This is a genomic window from Chryseobacterium sp. R2ACT005 (assembly GCF_049949215.1).
Classification (GTDB): domain Bacteria; phylum Bacteroidota; class Bacteroidia; order Flavobacteriales; family Weeksellaceae; genus Chryseobacterium.
Genome location: NZ_CP188192.1, coordinates 2,271,598 through 2,293,589 on the forward strand (window position 1 = coordinate 2,271,598; position 21,992 = coordinate 2,293,589).

The window sequence follows — 21,992 nt, forward strand, 5'->3', positions numbered from 1 at the left end:
AAAAAAATGATTCTCTTATACAATCCGTTAAATTGATAAAGACCTTAAGTTTATACAATTGCAAGCCTCTCTTCCTGATTTTGGTATTTGGCAGGAAGCTGTGGTTAATTGGGTACATTATATGTATATGATGCTAAGTGATTGGAAGAATATTTTTACCAAACTTGATCCTTATAATACCAAGTTTCCCCACCTTTCAGAATTAAAAGAAACTTTCGGGCACAATCACCTTTGATAACCAAGGAAATACGATTGTTAATAATAGAATAACTAAAAATAAAACCAATTAAAATGGAACCTGAAGTTAAACATTTCGAACAACCTTATGCATTAATTTTTGAATATCCATGGCCAGATTTGGTAAATCCTCATTTTGATCAAATGAAGGAAGATTTAGAAAGCTGGTTGGATACTGACTTTACCTTTTTATCTGCGAAAACCCGTGAAAGTTATAAACGCATGGGCCTACACGGGGCCACCGCAAGGATGCTTGCTATAGCACCAACTTATGAGCATGCAAGTGCCTGTAATCGCTTCATGATCTGGATTACCACTTTCGATGATTATTGCGGATTATGTACTGTTGATGAGGTAGATGATATACATAAAAGAATAATTGGTATCCTCAAAGGTAATCAGCCACTGCCTGATGCGCATCCTCATGATAAAATAATGGCACAGATCAGGGATGAATATCTTGCAGTTACCTCTCCCGAATGGCTGGAGACATTCACCTTTTTTATGGATCGTTATATAAAATACGGAATGCGTGCTGAAGCCCCTTATAAGACAACAGGAACATTTCCTCCGCGGAACTATTATATGATATTCCGGGAATATAGCATTGCCATGTATGCCTATGAACCCTGGGCTGAACTTGGGCTTGGATTTGTTTTGCCTAAAGAGATTTCTGCCCATCCTGTAATCCAGCGAATTCAGGCATTAACGAGTAGAATAATGAGCTGGCAAAATGATGTGTATTCATTGAAAAAAGAAATTGCTAGAAAAGGAGAGGTGATTAATTTGGTACTTATTATACAGCATGAAGAAAATATTTCATTGGAGAAGGCGACACAAAAAGTAGTATCCATTCATAATGAAGATGTAGCTGAATTTGTTGCTCTGCATGAAAACCTGCCAGATTTTGGTGATTGGAACGACAAAGTATATCAATATGTACTTTATCAGGGAATGATGATTCAAGGATTGAATACCTGGTACATAAAGGATACTTTGCGTTATCATTCCAGTGATCAATATGCTGAAAAGGAATACACTCGGCTGAACAAATAGTCTTAAGGAAGTACTAACGGGCAAGACACAATACCTTTAGATTTTGAGGTAAAATTGAGGTAAAACATATTTCCAGGGAGTGGAAATGCCACAAAATTTCTTGGAACAAATAATTAAAACATACGATTTACTATAATTTAATTTTTAATAATATATACAATAACCATGAGAGAAGAATTAATTGTTCCTAAATGCCATTACCCCTGGCCTACAGTGAATAGCCCTATTGCCAATGCTTTTGATGATGAAGAAAAAGACTGGTATGATAATGACTATACTTTTATTTCCGAAGAAGGGATAAGAAGATGTGAACCTCAGTTTCTATCGAGAGTTGCCACCTATATGAATCCTACCTGCGACAGCATAGAACGTATGCGTCCCTGTGCCAGAATGATGATCTATATCACCCTTTTTGATGACTATTTCGGGATGACTCCTGCAAAAGAACTGGAAGTCATTGCAGATCGGGTGTATGAAGTAATGATGGGTGAAGATCCTCGTGAAGATGAAATTGGCATTTTGCGCCAAATGGCGGCGGCAAGAAAGGAATGGCTGGCTAATGGCATGCCACAGTTTTGGATAGAGCGCATTTCCATCAATTTTTATGAATTCATCATGTATGGTATCGCAGAAGAGATACCTTTTAAGCAAGCTGAAAACAGAACATATCCTTTGCTTGCCCACTATCTTAGTTTCCGAAGATATTCAATCGGGATGATGCCTTATGGTGATCTGACAGATCCTGCTATTAATTATGCACTACCCGTTCATGTTTATAATCATCCCATTATGCAGCGTTGCAGAGAACTTCTATGCCTGCTTATTGCGGTGCAGAATGACTTTGCCTCTCTGAAAAAAGAAATTGAAATAGATCATGAATGTCTGAATATTATCTTCGTTCTAAGAAATCAATATAAACTTTCTTACCAGGAAGCCTGTACAGAGGCAATGAGAATACATAATGCCCATGCCCAGGAACTTGATCACCTGCATAATAATCTTCCTGATTTCGGTGAGTTTCAAGAGGCGGCATACGATCATGTTTATCATATTAAACTGCATGTTAGCGGCTGTGCCAACTGGTATTATAACTCCGGTACCAGCCGATATGAACATAAAGCATTTATTATCCCGCAATATGGTAAAGAGGGTGATGATCTTATTATTCCACACAGCATTTTTGTAAAGGAATAATAAAATACTTCAACCGGTTATACAATACAGGATTCAGGAAGCTACAGGACCTATTGTGAGCAACAAGGATCTGCAGGCTTTATTCACTATGAATGATCATACACCATGATAACCCGTTTGACAAATTTATTTTAAAAAAATCTATTCATCAAACCTATGAAAACAGAGAGAAAATTAACAATTAACCCCAAGGATTTTTTCCCTCCGGGATACTATCCCTGGGCCGATGGTATTTCAGCCCCTACAGAGCTTATGAAAAAAGCTGCTGATGACTGGTATGATAACGCTTACACTTTTTTGACTGAAGAGGTAAGAAAAAGATACAAACTGCAAATGCTTCATATGGCTGCTGCAAGAATGACTCCTGAAGCATTATCAATTCCCAACGAACATATTATACCCTGCAACCGCTGGATGATCTGGATCGCCGTCTTTGATGACACCTATGGACTTTGTCCTATAAAAGAGTTGGAAAAAATAAGAATACAAATGCTTTCTGTACTACAGGGAAGAAATCCGTCTGCCCATGAGAACGGACTGTTTCATGAGACGGCTATTATGCGGAATGAATTCATGTCTTTTCTTCCCGATGAATGGATACAACGATTTGTAGAGCGAATGAGTACTTATATGAAGTATGGCCTTATGGAGGAATGCCAGTATTCAAGACTCGGGAAAACACCTCCTCCTTACTTGTTTTAATTTCATTCTCACGATATCTATAATAGTATGTATATGTGCACCATTCACAGACTAGCTTTATTTAGAAAAAATTGAGAATCAAACAGCCTAAGGCTTTGTATCAGAAATAAAATCTAATACAAGATATTCTAGTAATATTTTTATGTCCGCCATAGATTAAGAATGATGAAAACAAAAATAAGATCTTCAAAGTATTATAAGTAATGTTTTCAGAAATATTAACGGGGAAAAGAGTGGAAAATGACTTTATTATCGGTAAATTCGACAATAAATAAAATTCTTTTAATTCTTCAGTTTTATAGAAACCAAATGGATTAATAACTTTCGATCTAATGAAAATATTTCAAAAAAAATCAACAAAAATAACATAATCTTATTCCCTAGTTAAAACAAATACAGCACTACATTTATAATTTTATCATATATTATTGATGTGAGTATCCTATATGTAAAACTAACAATGATGACAACAAAAAAGGAAGTTGTTATTAAAAGAGCTTTCCTTACATTGTTTTTCTGTAAGTAATTCATATCAATAATTATGGTAGAAGCCTGCGGCCAACTGTTGGCTGACTTTCGTTATCTCTGCATATCAATCTGTTTAAGATATTTTTTCCAAAATTGAATTCGATTGCAATAGTACTAAAGCATAGGTAAGGTAAGCATTAGTTTTAATATTAGTATTTATAGAAAAATAGTTTTTTTGATCATTAAGATACATGAAATATTATCATTATCGTCTAGTTAATATTTTCTTTGACAAACAGAAAAAAAACTATACACATAAAAAGTCTACTGTCATTTATTAAAAAATTAATGTTATAAATTCAAAAAAAAACACGATAAAAAAAGACAGCCTCTTCTCCTATACCTACTTCAATATACTTACAGAAATACACAGTAAAGTATATTCCATTTACAACAATTCAAAACTTCAACACTTATATATTACACAAAGTAAAATATCAACATATTTCAAAAAACTGAAGCAATAATACAACATTACTAACATATTATTATTGTCTACACCATGCTGTCTTATGATTCAAAAATTCTAAAATAAGTACCAAAGAAAAATTACTTTTTTTCAGAAATTATAACACAATACCCATATAGCTATAGCAGTAAATTTATAATTTCGCAGAGATCTTACCACAGATAATTCAAATTTCGATGATGTATTAAAATAAAATTTAATTCCAAATAACAATCCCTCTTTAAAACACAAACAAATGTTAAAAATTAACCCGCTTATTTTCCAATACTTCCCGGTAGATAAATCAAGAGATATAGTAATCTTTTCTAGATAGAAAAATCAAAATCAGATTAATCATTTACATACTCTGACTTTAAAATTAAGGTCAGGAGTGATAATATATACTCTATGAATACATCAAGGAATATCATTAAAAATTTATTGTTATATAATAATGAAAACCAGATCCTCTATGATCTTAACAGCCTATCGGGAAAAGAAATAGCCGAAAAAATAATAACCGTTGCCACCAGCCTAAGATCTACAGGAAAATTTGGTTGCGGAGATAGGGTGATTCTGATTATGAATGATTCACCGGAATTTATTTATTCATTCTTATCTTTAATATCCATCGGGTGCATTCCCGTTCCCCTTAACCCTTTAATTCAGGATTCGGAATTAGAATATATCTTACTGGACTCTAAAGCAACAGGGGTTATTATAGATAATCACCAATATCTTAGGCTTTATCATACTATACATAGCTCATACCACATTATAAATGATTGCATCATAGTAAATAATCCTTCAGTAAAAGAATATGGCTCAATAAATTATTTACAGAAATTTTTATCTCCTCAAAATTTTCCTGCCGTTTCTTTGGAATTGGAATTTGAATATGCAGAAACTAATCCGGTTGCTTTCTGGCAATATACATCCGGAACTACCGGTAATCCAAAGGCAGTACAGCACAGGCACCTTACTATGCTTACAAATACAGAGCTATTTGCACAAAAGACATTGGAAATTGCTAAAGAAGACATCATACTATCCGTTTCCAAAATGTTTTTCGGTTACGGATTAGGAAACAGTCTGTTTTTTCCGTTGCTCACAGGAGCTTCTGTGATAATTGATGAAAAATGGTTCACAGTTGATTATCTGAAAAAAAACATAAGGCTTTATAAACCCACCATTTTATTTGGGACCCCAAAAGTATATTCGGAAATTCTTCATCAGCACGAGAACTTTTCAAAAAATGAATTCAATAGCATAAGATTATTTATATCCGCAGGTTCTTCCCTTCCTGAATCTATCATCAGAGAATGGAAAGCAGTATTTGATAAAACGATTATCAACGGAATCGGCTCTACAGAAATAGGACATATTTTCATGTGCAACCACCAATTGAAAGAACAAAGTAAAAATTCATCACTAGGTCTTCCCGTTCCCGGCTACCATATAAAAATAAGCAGGATCGACACGCCCGATGAAACAATAGAAAACTATGGAGAGATAGGTGAACTGTGCATTTATCCTCCAAAAAGCACACTCAGTTCATATTGGGAAAAAGAAGAAACCAATAAAATAAAATATAAAGAAGGTTGGTATTTTTCAGGAGACCTGTGTTCTCAAAATGAAGATGGCTCCTACATCTATCACGGCAGAAAAGACGATCTGTTTAAGGTAAATGGGCGCTGGGTAAATCCTATTGAAATAGAAAATTATATATTACAGAACTTCAGGCAGGTAGATGAATGTGCCATCAGCTATTATCTGGATGATGATGGTCTTGCCAAGCCAGTATTATATCTGGTAGAAAAAAACAGAACAGCCACTGATGTTCTTTCTGAAGAAATTCAAAAAAAACTGTCAGAAAACTTCCCCTCCTATAAACGTCCTTCCAGAATTTATTTCATAAAAGAATTAACCAGAAATAGCAATGGAAAAGTAATCAGAAAAAGACTGGAAAACAATTTAACATAACACAAATTATTAATATTAAAATATGCAGATAATAGATGCAATAAGCGAAGTTCCCGGAATGAATATCATTGGTATTCGTGGTAAAATGCAGAACGGCTTCAAATGCCAGATTTATGAAACCGAAAAAGAAAAATCCTTATCCGCCTGGGCTTCAGAATTAAGCAGACAGTTATTGGATAAAAATGCTGTTTCGCAAGATGAGCTAGGCATAATTATCAACGCTTCTATTTCGCTATACGATACTACTGCTCTTAGAAATACCTCAGCTCCCGGCGTAGGACATGAAGTACAAAAGCATTTGAATGCAAAAAATGCATTCGTTTTCGAAATGTTTCATAATGACTTAGGAAATATGATTAAAATCGCATCTGATTTTTTATCAAACTCTGAGCATAAATATGCATTGATCATTCAATCAAATAAATTCTCGGATTTCCTTAAGGATGATAAAAACGGATTCTGTATTCCTGACGGGGTAAATGCATTGCTCCTTAAATCAAGCAGCAACAAAATAGAATTGGAAAATATCCATATTCTTTCCTCAGAAATATCAAAAGCGGGTTTAAGCTTTAATGCAGGAAATGAAGAAGCCCTGAAAAAAAAGTATATTTTCAGACTGAACTGGAATTACAGTTCATCCTTTGTAAAAGCTATCAACTCTGAATTGAAAAATATATTCTTAAAACTAAAAGAACAACAGACCCCGGTGATCACAGAAAAATGGTTTTCAGAACACCTCTCATCCCATGAAACTGAAAATACACTAGCCATGAATACTATTCCATGGTACTTACAAGAAAACAAACAACTAAAAAAACACCCCCTCACCATAGTATCATACAATCCGTTTCTTGCCCAATATTCGGTTCTAAAAATTACAAATGATGAAATATAACTCCTCCATAAAAAGTGTAGCCATAGGACTTCCAGAGACATATTACACCAATGACATGCCTCCGTTTTCCGAAATTCCCAATCTTCCAAAAAACTGGTGGAGAAACTGGGGAATGGAAGGAAGATATATGGTAAACAAAGAAAAAGGAGAATCCTGCTCTCAACTTGCCAGAAAAGCATCTTTGGGAGCCATAGAAAAAGCGGGGCTTTCCGCACAGGACATAGATCTCATCATAGGAACCACATGCACCATTACGGGTTGGTCTGATAAAGAAGATGACAGAATTTTCCCGGGAATTTCAGAATATTTAAAAACAGAGCTGAACTGTAAAAACTCAGCTATGACCATGGAAGTCAACCAGGCATGTATATCATTCCTGGTAGCCCTGCAAATAGCATCTGATTACATAAAAACAGGAATGTACAAAAACGTTCTGATCTGTTCCGCAGAAACATTTACGCAAATTGCAGACTTCTCCTTACCCTCTTCTACCCTTTTTGGAGATGGTGCGGCAGCAATAGTCATGGGAAAATCAGAAAAAGATGGAAAATTGGTTTCTTCCCACTATAAAAGCATTCCCACCTATAATGATATTGCAACATTACAATGGAAAAACCCAGTAGATAAACCAGGAAAAGAATTTATCCGTCCTTACTTTACATTAGGAGAAGATGCCCCCACTCAAATGCAGACATTTGTGCCTCAAAATGTTCCTGAGGTTGTCTTTAAAGCTTTAGAAAAGGCAGACGCATCCCTTGAGGATATACATCATTTTGTCTTTCATCAGCCATCAAAAATGCTTATCAGAATGTGGGCAATGGGAATAGGAATAAAGAAAGAAAAATATACAACCACCGTAGAAAAATACAGTTGCCTGAGCTCTGCCTCTATTCCCATGACGCTCTACTTTGCATTAAAAAACGGGAGAATAAAACCCAATAATACAGTTGTACTTGCCGGAGCAGGAATCGGATGGGGTTTTGGAGCACAGGTATGGAATACAGAAAATATTAACTATTAAAAATTACAATAGAATGGAAAACCAAGAATTATTCAACAAAGTGTATGCTATTTTAGCAGATATTGCAGAATGCGATATTAATATGATTAAACCTGATACAGACCTGTTAAATGAAATAGGAGTTACTTCTCTTATGGGATTGGAAGTTTTGGTTGAGCTGGAAAGAGAATTCGACATCAGCTTAGATGAAGGAATCCTGATCAAAATGAAGACGCCGAAAGATATCGTAGACGTTCTGGAAGAAGAATTGGCCGTTTAAGAATACAAAACACAATCTTTGGGTTTTTACCAGCGTGTCGGGCCCAAAGATTTTAATAGATTTTGACTTTTCACCAATATTAATACAGCCCATTAATGTTGGTTCATAACAGACATCCGTAATTAAAAATACTCACTTAAAAAAAGTGAGGGTTATTTCTTTTGGAAAAAATAAAACAAAATAATCTAATAATGATTGAAAATTTAGAAGTCGATGAATTAGTAATAGGTGCAGGACTTTGTGGCCTTATGTACGGTATTTCTGCAGTTACCGAAGGAAGTTCGGTTGCCATCAGCGAAGCCCATCATAAAGTAGGAGGTTATGCTACCAATTTTTATCGGAACAAAAGAAAATTTGTTTTTGACTGCAGTCAACATAAAGTAAGCGGACTCAAAGAAAATGTTGGAAACCTATGGAATACCCTTAAAAGACTCGAACTACAGTCATTACTGGACGAATTCGAATTGCATGAAGAAATTGGAACAGTAGTGTATAAAAACCAATTCATCAAACTTCCCTCTGAGCCGGAAGACATAAAAAAAACACTCATTACCCATTTCCCGGATGAATTGGCAGGAATAGAAAAACTATTTCAGGATATAGAATCTCACGGATATCAGCATTATATGTTTTTTAGAAAACTGATGAATGAATATACCATAAACAGGGATATTTTGAGAGAAAGCAGAGGCTTATCAAAAATTACAGCCCGTGATTACTTTCAATCCATTTTCAAAGGACCGGACATTGTAGAAGTACTCAGTCCCATTGCTATTTATTCAGGTTCCATTTCCAATGAAGTCAATGCCTTTTATTTTCTTCATTGCCTGTATGCCATGTTCTATGGCGGCCCCGCATTTATGAAAGGAACCGGACAGCGTATTTCGGATCTGCTGTTAAAAGAATTTGTAGACCGCGGCGGAATTCTTCTGAAGAAAAACCAGGTGCACGAGATGGAAGATATGGGCGACCATATGCTGGTAACCACCCGGAAAAATATAGTAAAGACCAAAAGAGTCATCGCAACCTGCCCTCCCGAAGATGTAGTAAGAATGCTGAAAAAAGATGAAAAGTCTCAGGAATTTAAAGAAGTTCTCGAAAACTTTACCGTTGGATGGGGACATTTTTGTGTATTTGCTGTACTTTCTGTTCCACCCGATGAACTGGGAATTAGCTCACCAGAATACCTTTTGGTGTCCGACACGGGTGATGACTTTACAGAAGAAGATTTTGAGAACGACCGGTATTATGACCTTTTTACCCTGAGTGTCAGCAACTATCACCGGGTAGACCCGGAAGGCGGCTATATTCTCCAGTTTATAGTTCTGGATCATGGAGACCGCTGGTTCCACCTGTCCGAAGAAGAATATAATCAGAGAAAAGATGAAATTCAGGAAAAACTGATCAAAAGAGTTCTTAAAACCTTTCCTCAGATAGAAGACAAGCTGATGTATACAGAATCTTCAACTCCGAAGACCAATTACAAATTTACACTGGCTACCAAAGGTTCGGCTTTCGCCTACAAAATGCTTCCAAAAACCAATTTAGGGCTATTGAGCAACTTCCCAAATGACAAAGTAAAACTGGTAAGCACATGGTCCGGAGGTCCCGGCTATGAAACCGCAATGTGTTTCGGATTTACACAAGGAAAACTATTAAATATGGAAAAAACACAAAATATATGAGCAATCTAAAGAAAAAAACACTAAGCCCAAAGTTTACCCTCTTATTAGAAAAACTGAATAAAGCTTCCGAAAAAAAACAGATGAGCCTCCTTCTGGATCATCCTTGGGACGAACCTGTAGAAAGCGCCTGGTTGAAAAAAAGAGAAAATATTGCGATCTACGGAACACCTTATTATGACCTTGCTACAGAAGAAGAAAGAAGACTTTTATCCGTCTATGAAACAGGTTCATGGTGGTACACTTTCATCGTATTCGAAAACCTTGTGTCAGAATACTATATGAAAATCGTCAATCATGGCTCCCTTAAAAAATTTCCCGAAGTCGTAAAATACATACATCATTTCTGCAAAGAAGAAATAGTGCATGCAATGGTTTTCAAAAAGGCAATGGCCCATTTTCAGATTACCCCCTTCCCCAGCCCTTTAAACCTTAGAGAAATATACAGCCACAATGCCTCAATGTCCGAATTTCCCCTAAAGGCCATCTACCTTACCATTCTTATTGAATGGCTGGCAGAAAACAATGCAATGGAAGACTGCAACAGCAAGGAAATTTCCCCCTTATCAAGAGCTGTAGCGGTAGAACATCATAAAGAAGAAGCAAGACATATAGAATGGGGCAAAAATATGATCCGTGAGTTTATAGATATGGTTCCTGAATTTTTGAAAGAAGCACAGGAAAGTACAGCTCCAATGCTCAGAAGCATGCTTGATATGTCGGTCTGTAGTATTGTGGTGTATTCCCGCGTCGGCTTTCAGAATCCTGCATTCAGAGATTATAAAAAACTGATTCCTGCCGTGTTGGAAAGTGAAAACCGTCAGAAAATCAATTCCAGAATTATGGCTCCCCTGATGAGATACTTCCTGGAACTTGGAATCTGCGATCCTAATGATGATGAAAACATGAAAGTATGGAGAGACAACAGATTTGAAAAAGATGTGGAAGATGCTGTAGAATATTTCAGAAAAAAATCTGCCGCAACAGAGGATATAGATAATGTAATGAACAAAAACTACGACTAATGAATACTGTCATATCCGGATTTGGTCATGCTCTGCCCTCTGTAACCATAGACAACAAAACAATTGTTGAATGGATGAATACCACGGAAGAATTCATAGAAACCCGTACAGGCGTGCTCACCAGACAACATATTTCTGAAAATGAAAGCACTGGCGTATTAATGGTAGAAGCCTGCAAAAAAGCAATTGAAAAAGCCAATCTCTTACCGGAAGATATCGATATGCTGATTGTAAATACATTGAGTCCTGATTACCATGATCCATCTCAGGCCTGCCTGATTCAGCCAATGCTTTCTCTGAAAAATACAATTCCCGTATTTGATATCCGGGCGCAGTGTAGTGGGCTTATTTATGGAATGGACATCGCAAGACAATTTATAGCAACCGGAACTCATCAGAATATATTAGTCTGCTGCGGAGAAGCTTTATCAAAAAGAATGGACTATTCTGATGAGGGCAGAAACCTCTCTATATTACTTGGTGACGGCGCCGGAGCTGTTGTGCTAAGTGCTTCAAAGGATCAGAACAAAGGAATTCTTGATGCTGCAATACACGCTGATGGAAGTTATTTTGAACTGCTTTGGACAGAAAGTCCCGGTACATCAGGCAAAACCTTCAACGGAGATGAAAGCAAATGTTCCTATTTCCGGATGAACGGCAAAGCCATGTTTAAACATGCAGTAGAGAAATTCACTGAAGTAACAGTACAGACATTGAAAAAGCACAATCTTTCCATGGAAGATATAGATGTTATTATTCCCCACCAGCCCAATATGAGAATTTTGGATGCAGTGATAAATAATCTGGGAATTCCAAGAAATAAGGTACAGATCAATGTACATAAATATGGAAATATTGCTTCCGGTTCTTTACCCATCACTTTGAGTGAATATATGGAGAATACTCCTCCGGAAGAAAGAGAAGGAAAGCTGGGACTTATAGTGGGATATGGCTCCGGAGCAACATGGGGAAGTGTTTTATATAAATTCTAATTCATAATACCATGTGGATCAATAAAACAGGAAATATAAACAATTCTTTAGCCATCTTGGGAACAATCTCCAACCCGGTTTATCTGGTAAAAGAAGATCAGGAATACATACTGGTAGAAGGAGGATTAACCCGGGATGCCAAAACTCTGCTGGCACAATTGAAAGAACATGTTTCTGATCTGTCATTAGTCAGACACTGGTTTATTACACACTCCCATTATGACCATTGCGGAGCTATAGAATCTCTTTATCCTTATCTGAAGCATGTAAAACTATATGCCTCGGAACATGCGGTGAAAAACTTCCGTAATGAAAAATATGTAAAAAGGATTCGTCAGCTGAATGCCCTGATCTCAGATAAAAAGATTAAAAAATTTCCGGCGGACTTACAACAGATTCCTTTCATCATTCTGAAAGATAAAGAACAAATAGAAACGAAATCTGGAATCTGGGAAGTAATCTATACTCCGGGCCATAGTCCATGTTCTGTGAGTATTCATTATAAAGAAAAAGACATTTTGTTTGTATCGGATTCTTTAGGGGAAATTATCAATACAAAAAAATGGTTTCCGTTGGCTTTTGATCATGTAAGGCAATTTATAGACAGCATCAATAGATTGGGAGATTTATGTGCCGAGACCGTTGCTTTAGGACACAATGGTATCCTTACAAGTGTGGAGGCCCTATCTGCCCCAGCCTGCAGCCTTCTTGGGTGTAACGAATTGATAGAGTTTGTGGCCCTACGTAAAGATTATTTATCAGAAGATGAATTGGTAGATCACGTATGCAAAAAATATAAAGTAATGGATCATTCCTTCATTCCGGATAAAGTATACAGAAAAAGTATAGAACTATTAATCTCTCATTTAAAAACAGAATCATTCGTATGAATCAAAATCCAAAATATACAGAATATGACGCTTGCATTGTAGGAGCAGGAATTGCCGGTATTTTCCTGGCCTGGCTGCTTGGTTTACAAGGCAAAAAAATCCTGATTTTAGAAAAAAACGCTAAAGTCAATATGAATGGTGCCGATATTTTGAAGCCTTCCGGAATCAATGTCCTTGAAAAACACGGACTGCTACAGGAACTTATGAATAAGGAGTGTAGAGTGAGAGATCAGCTCAGTGTTTTTCATAATGGCATTCAGGTCGATCACATCAATTATAAGGCAGAAAACGAAAGAGGATATTTCATGGTTTGTCCATACAGCGTTTTACTGGAAACGATTTATGATAAAATTCAGGCCATCAAAACCATAGAACTTTTGGTCAATCAATCCGTTTCAAAAATTAATGAAGTGGAAAACGGGGTCTATGTAACCCTTAATTCAGGAGAAGAGATTTTCAGCAATATCCTTATCGGAGCGGACGGAACCCAATCCATTGTAAGAGAATATGCGGGAATAAAAGCCCATTTCGACTATTACGATCATGTGATGTATTTCAACAAATACCCTATTACATCAAGTGTAGAAGAGCTCAACCGATTATATGTAGACAAAAGCGGAGGGCTCGCCTATTTCTACCCGATCAACAATACAGAAGCCCGATGTGTTTTAGGGTTTAATATGGAAGAAGGGAAAAACCTGAAAGAATCCGGAAACAAAGAAACTTTGATCAACCGACTGAAAACATTTGTTACCCAAAGTGATGACATATTAAACCAGATCAATTCACTGGACAATTTCCTAACTTTTCCCTTATGCAGAATGCATTCTGAACAATATTTTAAAGGAAGGATACTTCTTTTAGGAAATGCGGCCCATTCCATCCATCCCATTACGGGACAGGGAATGAACCTGGCTATTGAAGATACAGGAGAACTGTTCATCTGGCTTTCAAAATATTTTAACGGTGAAATTTCTTTGGAAGAAGCATTGGCAGGCTATCAGGAGCAGCGTTTTGAACTTAACCGTAAAGTTCTTGCTTATGGTCATCGCCTGGCAGGCAGTTTTGGAAGCGCAGAAGATTTTATGAACAGCCTTAATTCCAAAATACAGACCAGCAGCAGAGACCTTTCCATACTCAATAAGATTTAAAAATAATTATGCAAATAGATTTATCAGACAAACATTTTTTAGTAACAGGAGGCGGAAGAGGAATCGGCAGAGCCATTGTTCAGCAGCTGCTTTCATCGGGAGCATCCGTATCATTTACCTATAATCATGGGAAAGAAACAGCAGAAGCTTTTTTGGACAAACTTTCAGTTGAATTTCCGGGTAAGGCTATGCTTTATCAGGCTGACATAAAAGATGAAGAACAATCAAATTCTTTAATCACCGAAATTGAAAAATCTGCATTAGGTCCGCTATACGGATTAGTAAACAATGCAGGAATCACAATGGACGCCCCTTTTTTCAGCATGACCACCGATATGTGGACCAGCGTACTGGAAACCAACCTGAATGGTACCTATTACCTCACAAAAGCAGTGATAAAATCTTTCATCCGAAAGAAAAATTCAAAAATCATCAACATATCATCTGTTTCAGGAGTAAGAGGAGCAGTGGGACAGGCCAATTACGGAGCAACTAAAGCAGCTGTTATCTCTTTAACCAAAACACTGGCTCTGGAATTTGCAAAATTCAACTTACAGGTAAATGCTGTTGCCCCGGGATTTATTGATACCGAAATGGTAGCCAAAATGAATGAACAGGACAAAAAGAAAATAGATCAGATGATCCCCATGAAAAGGATGGGAAAAACGGAAGAAGTTGCTGAGCTGGTAACCTTTCTGTGCTCGGACAAAAGCAGCTATATCACTGGGCAGACATTCATCATCGATGGGGGATTAACTTTATAAAAAACACAAAACAGATGAAAAGAATCGTAATTACAGGGATGGGTGTAGTAAGCCCTTTAGCCTGTGAAAAAGGAGCCTTTTGGGAAAAAATCCTGAATGGAGAATCAGGAGTCGGAGACCTTACAAAACTGGAGCCCTCCAACTATAAAGGAGTTACCCGCGCTGCTGAAGTAGACTTGGAAAAAGATTATAAGAATACTGAATTGCTGGAGCATTTTAAGCCTTATGGTAAAGCCGTTACTTATGCTGCCGCCGCGATAGACATGGGTCTGAAAGATGCCGGTTTTGAAAAATTCACTAAAAAAAATAATTACGGAGTTATTCTGGGTACTACAAACGGCAACCAGGATATTGTAGAAAGAATTGTAGATCAGTGGAATCTGGAAATGAAACATGAAGACCTTTCCTCTGAAGCTGCAAAAACACTTACTTATTTCAGGCCGGTTGAATTAAGTGCCAGTATAGCAAAATATTACAATCTCGGCGGAACAAATATGGTAATTCCTACAGCCTGTGCAGCAGGAAATTATGCTATCGGCACCGCCTATTCTATGATTCGTGAAGGCAGATCTTCCCTGATTATTGCAGGAGGAGCTGACCCTTTTACACGGTCCTGCTACACCGTTTTTTACAGATTGGGGGCCATGTCAAAAGACAGCTGCAAACCTTTTGATCAGAACAGGAACGGAATGATTGTAGGAGAAGGAGCTGCTATTTTAGTATTGGAAGAACTGGAACATGCACTAGAAAGAGGAGCTAAAATATATGGCGAAATCAAAGGATACGGCTTAGCCTGTGATGCCTATGATCCTACAGCCCCTGATCCTGAAGGTTCCGGTGCTACCCTGTCTATGAACAATGCAATAAAATCAAGCAATATTGATAGAGAGAACATCACTTATGTAAGTGCCCACGGAACAGGAACAAAAGCCAATGATTCCCATGAGGTAAATGCAATGCGCAATGTTTTCGGAGAAGAAATAGATTCTTTATATGTCAATGGAATCAAATCCATGTTAGGACACTGCATGGGAGCAGCCAGTGCATTGGAAGCAGTAACGGCAACCCTTTCCCTACATCATCAAAAAATTCCCAGAAACCGCAATACAGAAAAAATTGATGAAGCTTTCAATACTCATTTTCATATCCAGCCATCCTCAGAAATCGAAAATAAAGTAGATCATGTTCTTAGTAATTCTTTCGCTTTTGGCGGAAATATATGCAGCGTAATATTCAGTAAATATGATAGCAAATAACACTTCAAATAACGATATAGTAATTTCCATAATAGGCTTCAACAGTCCATACGGAACGGAGATTGACAATTATTTCTTCCGAAAAGAATCGGAAACGAAAGCTTTAATCATTGAAGATCATGATCCCCAGAAGTTTTTAAAACCAAAAGGACAGAGATTCCTTAACAAAGCAACATTGCTGTACTGTAATGCAGCATTTCATGCCATACATAACAGGAGTTTAAGTTCGATAATCAATGAAGCTCCTGAAAGAATCGGGCTTTATGACGGCACTGAACTTTCCAACCTTGAAGACTGTTTTATCTTTGATTTAACCGCAAAAAATCAAGGTCCGGACCGTGTAAGCCCAATGAAAGCTCCAAGCACCATTGCCAATGCAGCAGCCAGTCAGATGGCTATTCAGGCAGGAATAAAAGGTCCCAATTTCAGTGTATGTGCAGGGATGGCAGGAAGCCTTCAGGCTTTAGATATTGCTTCCCTCCATCTAAAACAGGGAATCACAGATTACGGAGTTATTGCTTCTACAGAAGTCCGAAATGAATATCAGGAGTCTATCCGCAGGGGAAATGAAACCCTGCACAGACCAGTCTCCACCGAACTTGGAATTGCAATGGTTTTAGAACGTAGGGAAACTTTATCTGAAGCAGGCAGAAAACCTTTAGCCACAATAAAAAAGATACATTCTGAGACCCATACTGAGGGGCTGCCAATAGAAGCATTTCTGTATCAGAATATTTCAGGTATGGCAGCACTATTCAGTTTTGATACCATTATTTTTTCCGGAGGCACTTCGGTAATTGATGAAACTATTTTTGAAGAAGTGTTAAGAAAAAATGGGCTGAGCACATCTGTCATTTATCCTGAAAACCTTTTTGGAGATAATGACAATGCCGGAGGTATGCTGGGAATAGCCTATGCTGTTTCGGTATTCGAAGGAAAAAGCATTCACAAAACAGATCAGGAAAACATTCTGGTCCTTTCAGCAGACAAGGCAGGAACTGTAATTCTCACCATAATAGAAAAAACAAAATAAATGGAAGCATTGTTAGAATCCTATCAGATCACTCAAATTTTAAAATACAGACATCCGTTTCTTCTGATAGATAAAGTGACGGGTTATATTCCCGGAAAAGAACTTACTGCTGTAAAAGCCGTCTCTATGGGTGAGCCCTATTTCGCAGGTCATTTTCCCGATTTCCCCATTATGCCCGGAGTTCTTATTACGGAAGCTTTAGCACAGGCTTCATCGCTCATGCTGGCTTTAGATGATCTGGAATGGGAAAAAGGAGGGCCTCTTCCTCCGACAGAAAGACCCATAATAGGGGTTTTAGGAAATGTCCAGATTAATTTTCTAAAGTCGGTATTACCAGGATGCTTGCTGCAGCTGGAGGTAAGTATAGACTGGAGAAAAGGGCCCGCCTGCTCTATTTATGTAAAAGCATCGGCAGAAGGTTCTGTCTGTGCAAAAGGAAAAGTAACCGTAATGTTTATAGATAAAAGTAAATTATCTGTTTAGATGGAATACAAAACACTATTGTTCTGTATTCCTTATGCGGGCGGCTCATCTTCCTCAATGTCTAATGTATCCAATGTACTGAATACGGAAGATGTGGAGGTACATTATGTAGAACTGCCGGGAAGGGGAATGAGAAGTACGGAACCTTTTCATTCAACATTAGAAGAAACTATAGAAGATATTTCGGATAAAATCAGAAGCAGGCTGCTAAGTAAAGACCAGCCTTTCATATTGTGGGGACATAGTATGGGAGCTGTTTTAGCCCTTCTTATCTTATTTAATCTACAGGAAGATTATAGGCCAAAAGGATTGATCGTTTCAGGGATGCGGGCTCCCCTGTTTCAGTCTACAGAACTGCCGATGCCGAGAGAAAAGCGGAATGCCCTGCTGCTTGATATTCTTCCAACGAAATATGAAAGAAGCAAAAATGCCCCGATTTTTCAGAGAGTACAGCAGAAACGGATAGAGATTATGGAAAAAGATACAGCACTTTTAGAAGAAAATCCTGTTGAAGACTGGTCGTCCATTATCATCGAAACTCCTTTGGCAGTAATCATAGCAGAAAATGATGAGCTGTATAATAATAAAGACTGCTATAAAGATTGGAACTGTCATACATCCAATACTACAAGCTATTTTCCTGTAGAGGGAGGACATTTTTTTATGTTCCAGTATCCGAAGCAGACCTCTGCCCTGCTAAGTAAAATAATAAATGATTTAATACACTAAATCCATGAAAGAAACTAAGATCTTTTCTTCTCATATAAGTTCAGATTACCCCGAAAACTTTGATATGAAGAGTTTTTATAACTCTCTGAGGCAGAAAGCCACAAGTTCTATTTGGTTTGAAGTTTCTGAAGCTGTAAACAATGACAACCACAGGCTGGTTTTTATTGCGGCAGAATCTATTGCCTCATTACAGTCAAATAATGTGAATGAGCTTCAATACAGATCAGGTGAAAAGACAGAAACCATAGAAACTGACGAGCTGAATTTTTGGGATAAAACAGCTGAATGGCAGAAAAAAAACACCCCAGAAAATATTTCTCATCCGTATAATGGTCTTTTAGGTTTCAGCAGCTATGATTCTATACAGCTTATAGAAAATATTTCTCTGAAAAAATATGCTGACGAAAGAGAAAGCAGCCAGTTACCACTCTTTAAATTTTCTCTATACCGATATATTTATGTTTTCAATATCACCCTCTCACAAGTTGTCTGCATCAATAACTATTATAATGGAGAAAGTGATGAGATCACAGAAATGAAAGAACAACTGAAAGACACCTTAAATACTGGATTAAAAGGATTTTCAGTATCCGACGCAGAAGAAAAAGACTGCACGGAGGAAGAGTTTTTAGAAAAAGTGAACAAAGCAAAACATCACTGCCAGATAGGGAATGTATTCCAGCTGGTTGTTTCCCGAAGATTTTCCAGAAACTATGCAGGCGATCCGTGGACATTTTTTGTGGAGCTGAAAAACAACAGTGCCCAATATTATTTCTTCCTGGAAGAAGAAAACTATACAATAGCAGGAGCATCACCAGAGACCCATTTCAGTTCGTTAGATGGTTTGGCAATAGTAAAACCCATCGCAGGAACCTATAAAAAAACAATGGATAAAGAAAAAGATGCATTACTGGAAAAAGAGCTGCTAGCAGACCCTAAAGAAAATGCAGAACACAATATGCTTATTGATTTGGCAAGGAACGACCTTAGCAGATATGCAAAAAATGTACACATCAGTAAACTGAAGACCATAGAACATTATAATAATGTTATCCATATGGTAAGCCAGGTGCAGGGAAAACTAAATACAAAGCTTAATACGATCCGCCTGGTCAAAGAGTTTCTACCCGCAGGAACATTAAGCGGAGCGCCTAAATACAAGGCGGTACAGCTTATTGATGATATAGAAAGCAGCAGTCGTTCATACTATGGAGGATTACTTGGCTGGATAGGATTTAATAATGATATCAATACCTGCATTCTTATAAGAAGTGCTTTATTCGAAAACGGAATGATGACTTACCGTGCCGGAGCAGGCGTTGTCATATCGTCTGATCCTCAAAAAGAGCTGGAAGAAGTAAACAATAAAATCACCTTAATTCTGAACACGTTAAAAGAATTTACATCATATGCCTTATGAAAAAAATACTGCTAGTAGACAATTATGATTCATTTACCTACAACCTTAAACAGCTAATTTCCGAATGTGGTAACTATAAGATTGACGTTTACAGGAATGATGCCTTCCAGCTGGAAATAGCACAGGATTATGATGCTGTAGTCCTCTCTCCCGGTCCCGGAATACCGCAAGATGCCGGGCTATGCATTCCTTTGATTGAGACTTATAAGCATTCAAAAAAAATATTGGGTATCTGTTTAGGGCATCAGGCCATAGGAGTCGCTTTTGGAGCTCACCTTATCAATACTTCTCAAGTTTATCACGGAGTCAGTTCCATAATTTCACTTAACAAAAATGAGAAAATCTATACAGAATTGCCTGATTATATTGAAGTCGCAAGATATCACAGCTGGGTGGTGGAAAACTGTAATCTGCCTCAAAACCTGGTCATAACATCTACTGATGATCAGGACACAATCATGTCTCTGAGGCATGAAAAATATGATATCACGGGACTGCAATATCATCCTGAGAGTTTTCTTACCCCAAAGGGAAAATATATTATACAAAACTGGCTTAAATCTTAAAAATCAAGGAAAACATTATATGAATATAACCGGGTATATTTTATTGATTATTATTCTGTCAATATCATTTCTGCACATCTATTGGGGATTAGGAGGGACATGGGGTAAGGATTTGGCAGTTCCCACAACAGAAAACGAAATTCCGCTTTTTGAACCGGGTGCTTTCGTTTGTCTCATTACGGGCTTTTGTTTTTTGCCACCAGCATCAGCAATTGTCTTTCCCAGCAGATTTTCGCTGCCTATTTTATGGATAACCACTTTCCTGTTTTTTATAAGAGCAGTAGGAGATTTTAGATACATCGGTTTTTTTAGGAAAATAAAAAACACTCCCTTTTCCCAAAGAGACACATTTATCTACACGCCATTATGCGTGCTGATTAGCTTTTTGACATTATTACTAATTAACACATTTTAAATACTTTTATATGAGAAACAAAAAATTATTCCTTATGCCCTTCATAATGCTGGGCATAGTATCATGTCAAAACGATGCTCTTTATGACCCTATTTCCGAAACAGATCCTGAAGTTTCAGCTTTGTCCCACTACAAAAGGTCCAGTGCTTTAACAGCTACGTTTGGAAATAACATTGATCTGAATAATTTGGCAAACTATTCAGATCAGGAGATTCCTTCGTATATAATTCAAGACAACGCTCCCTTTCTAAACCCGATAACAGATGCAGGAGCCACCTTGGGAAGGGTTTTATTTTATGATAAGAAGCTTTCCTCTAACAATACGGTGTCATGTGCCAGTTGCCATAAACAAGAACTGGCATTCGGAGACAACAGCATTGCAAGCCAAGGGGTGAACGGACAGACAGGAAGACATTCCATGAGACTGGTCAATACAAGATTTTCCCTTGAATCCCGTTTTTTCTGGGATGAAAGAGCTTCCTCTTTAGAAACCCAAACCACAATGCCGATTAAAGATCATATAGAAATGGGATTTAGTGGCAGTAATGGTGACCTTTCAGTGAATGATCTCATTACCAGACTTAAAGGTCTACCTTACTATCAGGAATTATTTACCAAAGCATATGGAAGTTCTGATATTACTGAACGTAAAATACAGAATGCGTTGGCTCAGTTTGTAAGAAGTATTACCTCATTTGATTCTAAATATGATCAGGGCAGAGCTAAGTCTTTTTCAGATTTTTCTTCATTCTCGAATTTTACAGCAGAAGAAAACTTAGGCAAAAAGCTTTTCCTTGAGATCCCTGTGCTGAGTTTACTGATCGGGGGTGATCGTATAGCTGGTGGGCTTGGATGCGCCGGATGCCATGGAGCTCCTGAATTCAGTATAGCTCCTATTTCCAGTAATAACGGAGTTATCAATATAATCAACAGTAACGGGATTGATATTAACGTTACGAAATCTCCTTCCTTACGGGATCTTGTAAACAGCAATGGGGTATCCAACGGACCGATGATGCATTCGGGGCTTATTACCACTTTAGAAGGTGTTGTAGATCATTATAATAAAGTGCCAAAAAGCAGCAAGAATCCTAAGCTGGATATACGTTTGGCACTTGCCGATAACCTAAGAGTCACAGAAAAAGAAAAAAAAGCACTTGTAGCATTTCTTAAAACCCTTTCCGGAAAAAATATATATACGGATAAAAAATGGTCAAATCCTTTTATTAATCAATAGTACATTTCAAATTTATGCTTAATGAA

At 37.3% G+C, this 21,992-nt stretch carries 21 protein-coding genes; all 21 read left to right on the forward strand.

Annotated elements, in window-relative coordinates; translation table 11 throughout:
- The first annotated feature begins 291 nt into the window (after positions 1-291).
- The 21 genes from ACPF63_RS10460 (at position 292) to ACPF63_RS10560 (ending at position 21,966) form a co-directional block, all read left to right on the forward strand.
- On the forward strand, positions 292-1,293 hold the full coding sequence (locus ACPF63_RS10460; protein ID WP_426482962.1) for a terpene synthase family protein: 1,002 nt from the start codon (positions 292-294) through the stop codon (positions 1,291-1,293).
- A gap of 165 nt (positions 1,294-1,458) precedes the next feature.
- On the forward strand, positions 1,459-2,487 hold the full coding sequence (locus tag ACPF63_RS10465; protein WP_426482963.1) for a terpene synthase family protein: 1,029 nt from the start codon (positions 1,459-1,461) through the stop codon (positions 2,485-2,487).
- A gap of 156 nt (positions 2,488-2,643) precedes the next feature.
- Positions 2,644-3,189 (forward strand): terpene synthase family protein, encoded by a 546-nt coding sequence (locus tag ACPF63_RS10470; RefSeq protein WP_426482964.1) that lies wholly within the window; start codon positions 2,644-2,646, stop codon positions 3,187-3,189.
- A gap of 1,384 nt (positions 3,190-4,573) precedes the next feature.
- Positions 4,574-6,148 carry an AMP-binding protein gene (locus ACPF63_RS10475; protein WP_426482965.1) on the forward strand — a complete coding sequence of 525 codons (1,575 nt, stop codon included), beginning with the start codon at positions 4,574-4,576 and terminating at the stop codon, positions 6,146-6,148.
- Positions 6,149-6,170: 22 nt separating this feature from the next.
- Complete coding sequence (locus tag ACPF63_RS10480) at positions 6,171-7,043, forward strand: hypothetical protein (protein ID WP_426482966.1); 873 nt, start codon at positions 6,171-6,173, stop codon at positions 7,041-7,043.
- The gene (locus ACPF63_RS10485) at positions 7,030-8,064 is read left to right on the forward strand and encodes a 3-oxoacyl-ACP synthase III family protein (protein ID WP_426482967.1); all 1,035 of its coding nucleotides are present in this window, start codon (positions 7,030-7,032) and stop codon (positions 8,062-8,064) included. Before ACPF63_RS10480 ends, ACPF63_RS10485 begins: the two co-directional genes overlap by 14 nt.
- 13 nt (positions 8,065-8,077) lie before the next feature.
- Entirely contained in the window at positions 8,078-8,323 is a 246-nt protein-coding gene (locus ACPF63_RS10490) for an acyl carrier protein (RefSeq protein ID WP_045495542.1), read from the forward strand.
- A 191-nt stretch (positions 8,324-8,514) separates the two neighbouring features.
- Positions 8,515-10,008, forward strand: coding sequence for a phytoene desaturase family protein (locus ACPF63_RS10495; RefSeq protein WP_426482968.1), 1,494 nt, complete (start codon positions 8,515-8,517; stop codon positions 10,006-10,008).
- Complete coding sequence (locus ACPF63_RS10500) at positions 10,005-11,030, forward strand: diiron oxygenase (RefSeq protein WP_149388619.1); 1,026 nt, start codon at positions 10,005-10,007, stop codon at positions 11,028-11,030. The genes ACPF63_RS10495 and ACPF63_RS10500 overlap by 4 nt, the downstream gene beginning before the upstream one ends.
- Complete coding sequence (locus ACPF63_RS10505; RefSeq protein ID WP_426482969.1) at positions 11,030-12,022, forward strand: 3-oxoacyl-ACP synthase III family protein; 993 nt, start codon at positions 11,030-11,032, stop codon at positions 12,020-12,022. The genes ACPF63_RS10500 and ACPF63_RS10505 overlap by 1 nt, the downstream gene beginning before the upstream one ends.
- A gap of 11 nt (positions 12,023-12,033) precedes the next feature.
- Positions 12,034-12,912 (forward strand): MBL fold metallo-hydrolase, encoded by an 879-nt coding sequence (locus tag ACPF63_RS10510; RefSeq protein ID WP_426482970.1) that lies wholly within the window; start codon positions 12,034-12,036, stop codon positions 12,910-12,912.
- Positions 12,909-14,063, forward strand: coding sequence for an FAD-dependent monooxygenase (locus ACPF63_RS10515; protein WP_426482971.1), 1,155 nt, complete (start codon positions 12,909-12,911; stop codon positions 14,061-14,063). The genes ACPF63_RS10510 and ACPF63_RS10515 overlap by 4 nt, the downstream gene beginning before the upstream one ends.
- Positions 14,064-14,071: 8 nt before the next feature.
- Positions 14,072-14,827: a 3-oxoacyl-ACP reductase FabG gene (gene fabG, locus ACPF63_RS10520; RefSeq protein WP_426482972.1), complete on the forward strand. Its 756-nt coding sequence runs from the start codon at positions 14,072-14,074 to the stop codon at positions 14,825-14,827.
- Between the two features lie 14 nt (positions 14,828-14,841).
- Positions 14,842-16,083: a beta-ketoacyl-[acyl-carrier-protein] synthase family protein gene (locus ACPF63_RS10525; protein WP_426482973.1), complete on the forward strand. Its 1,242-nt coding sequence runs from the start codon at positions 14,842-14,844 to the stop codon at positions 16,081-16,083.
- Positions 16,070-17,116, forward strand: a complete 1,047-nt coding sequence (locus ACPF63_RS10530; RefSeq protein ID WP_426482974.1) for a beta-ketoacyl synthase N-terminal-like domain-containing protein — start codon at positions 16,070-16,072, stop codon at positions 17,114-17,116. The genes ACPF63_RS10525 and ACPF63_RS10530 overlap by 14 nt, the downstream gene beginning before the upstream one ends.
- The gene (locus ACPF63_RS10535) at positions 17,117-17,599 is read left to right on the forward strand and encodes a 3-hydroxyacyl-ACP dehydratase FabZ family protein (RefSeq protein ID WP_149388626.1); all 483 of its coding nucleotides are present in this window, start codon (positions 17,117-17,119) and stop codon (positions 17,597-17,599) included.
- Positions 17,600-18,328 (forward strand): thioesterase II family protein, encoded by a 729-nt coding sequence (locus ACPF63_RS10540; RefSeq protein ID WP_426482975.1) that lies wholly within the window; start codon positions 17,600-17,602, stop codon positions 18,326-18,328. It begins immediately after the preceding gene.
- 4 nt (positions 18,329-18,332) lie between these two features.
- A complete protein-coding gene (locus ACPF63_RS10545) occupies positions 18,333-19,748 on the forward strand; it encodes an anthranilate synthase component I family protein (RefSeq protein WP_426482976.1) in 1,416 nt (471 codons plus the stop codon).
- The gene (locus ACPF63_RS10550) at positions 19,745-20,314 is read left to right on the forward strand and encodes an anthranilate synthase component II (protein WP_426482977.1); all 570 of its coding nucleotides are present in this window, start codon (positions 19,745-19,747) and stop codon (positions 20,312-20,314) included. The genes ACPF63_RS10545 and ACPF63_RS10550 overlap by 4 nt, the downstream gene beginning before the upstream one ends.
- A gap of 19 nt (positions 20,315-20,333) precedes the next feature.
- Positions 20,334-20,729 carry a DUF3995 domain-containing protein gene (locus tag ACPF63_RS10555; RefSeq protein ID WP_426482978.1) on the forward strand — a complete coding sequence of 132 codons (396 nt, stop codon included), beginning with the start codon at positions 20,334-20,336 and terminating at the stop codon, positions 20,727-20,729.
- Between the two features lie 10 nt (positions 20,730-20,739).
- Complete coding sequence (locus tag ACPF63_RS10560) at positions 20,740-21,966, forward strand: cytochrome-c peroxidase (RefSeq protein WP_426482979.1); 1,227 nt, start codon at positions 20,740-20,742, stop codon at positions 21,964-21,966.
- The last annotated feature ends 26 nt before the right edge of the window (positions 21,967-21,992 follow it).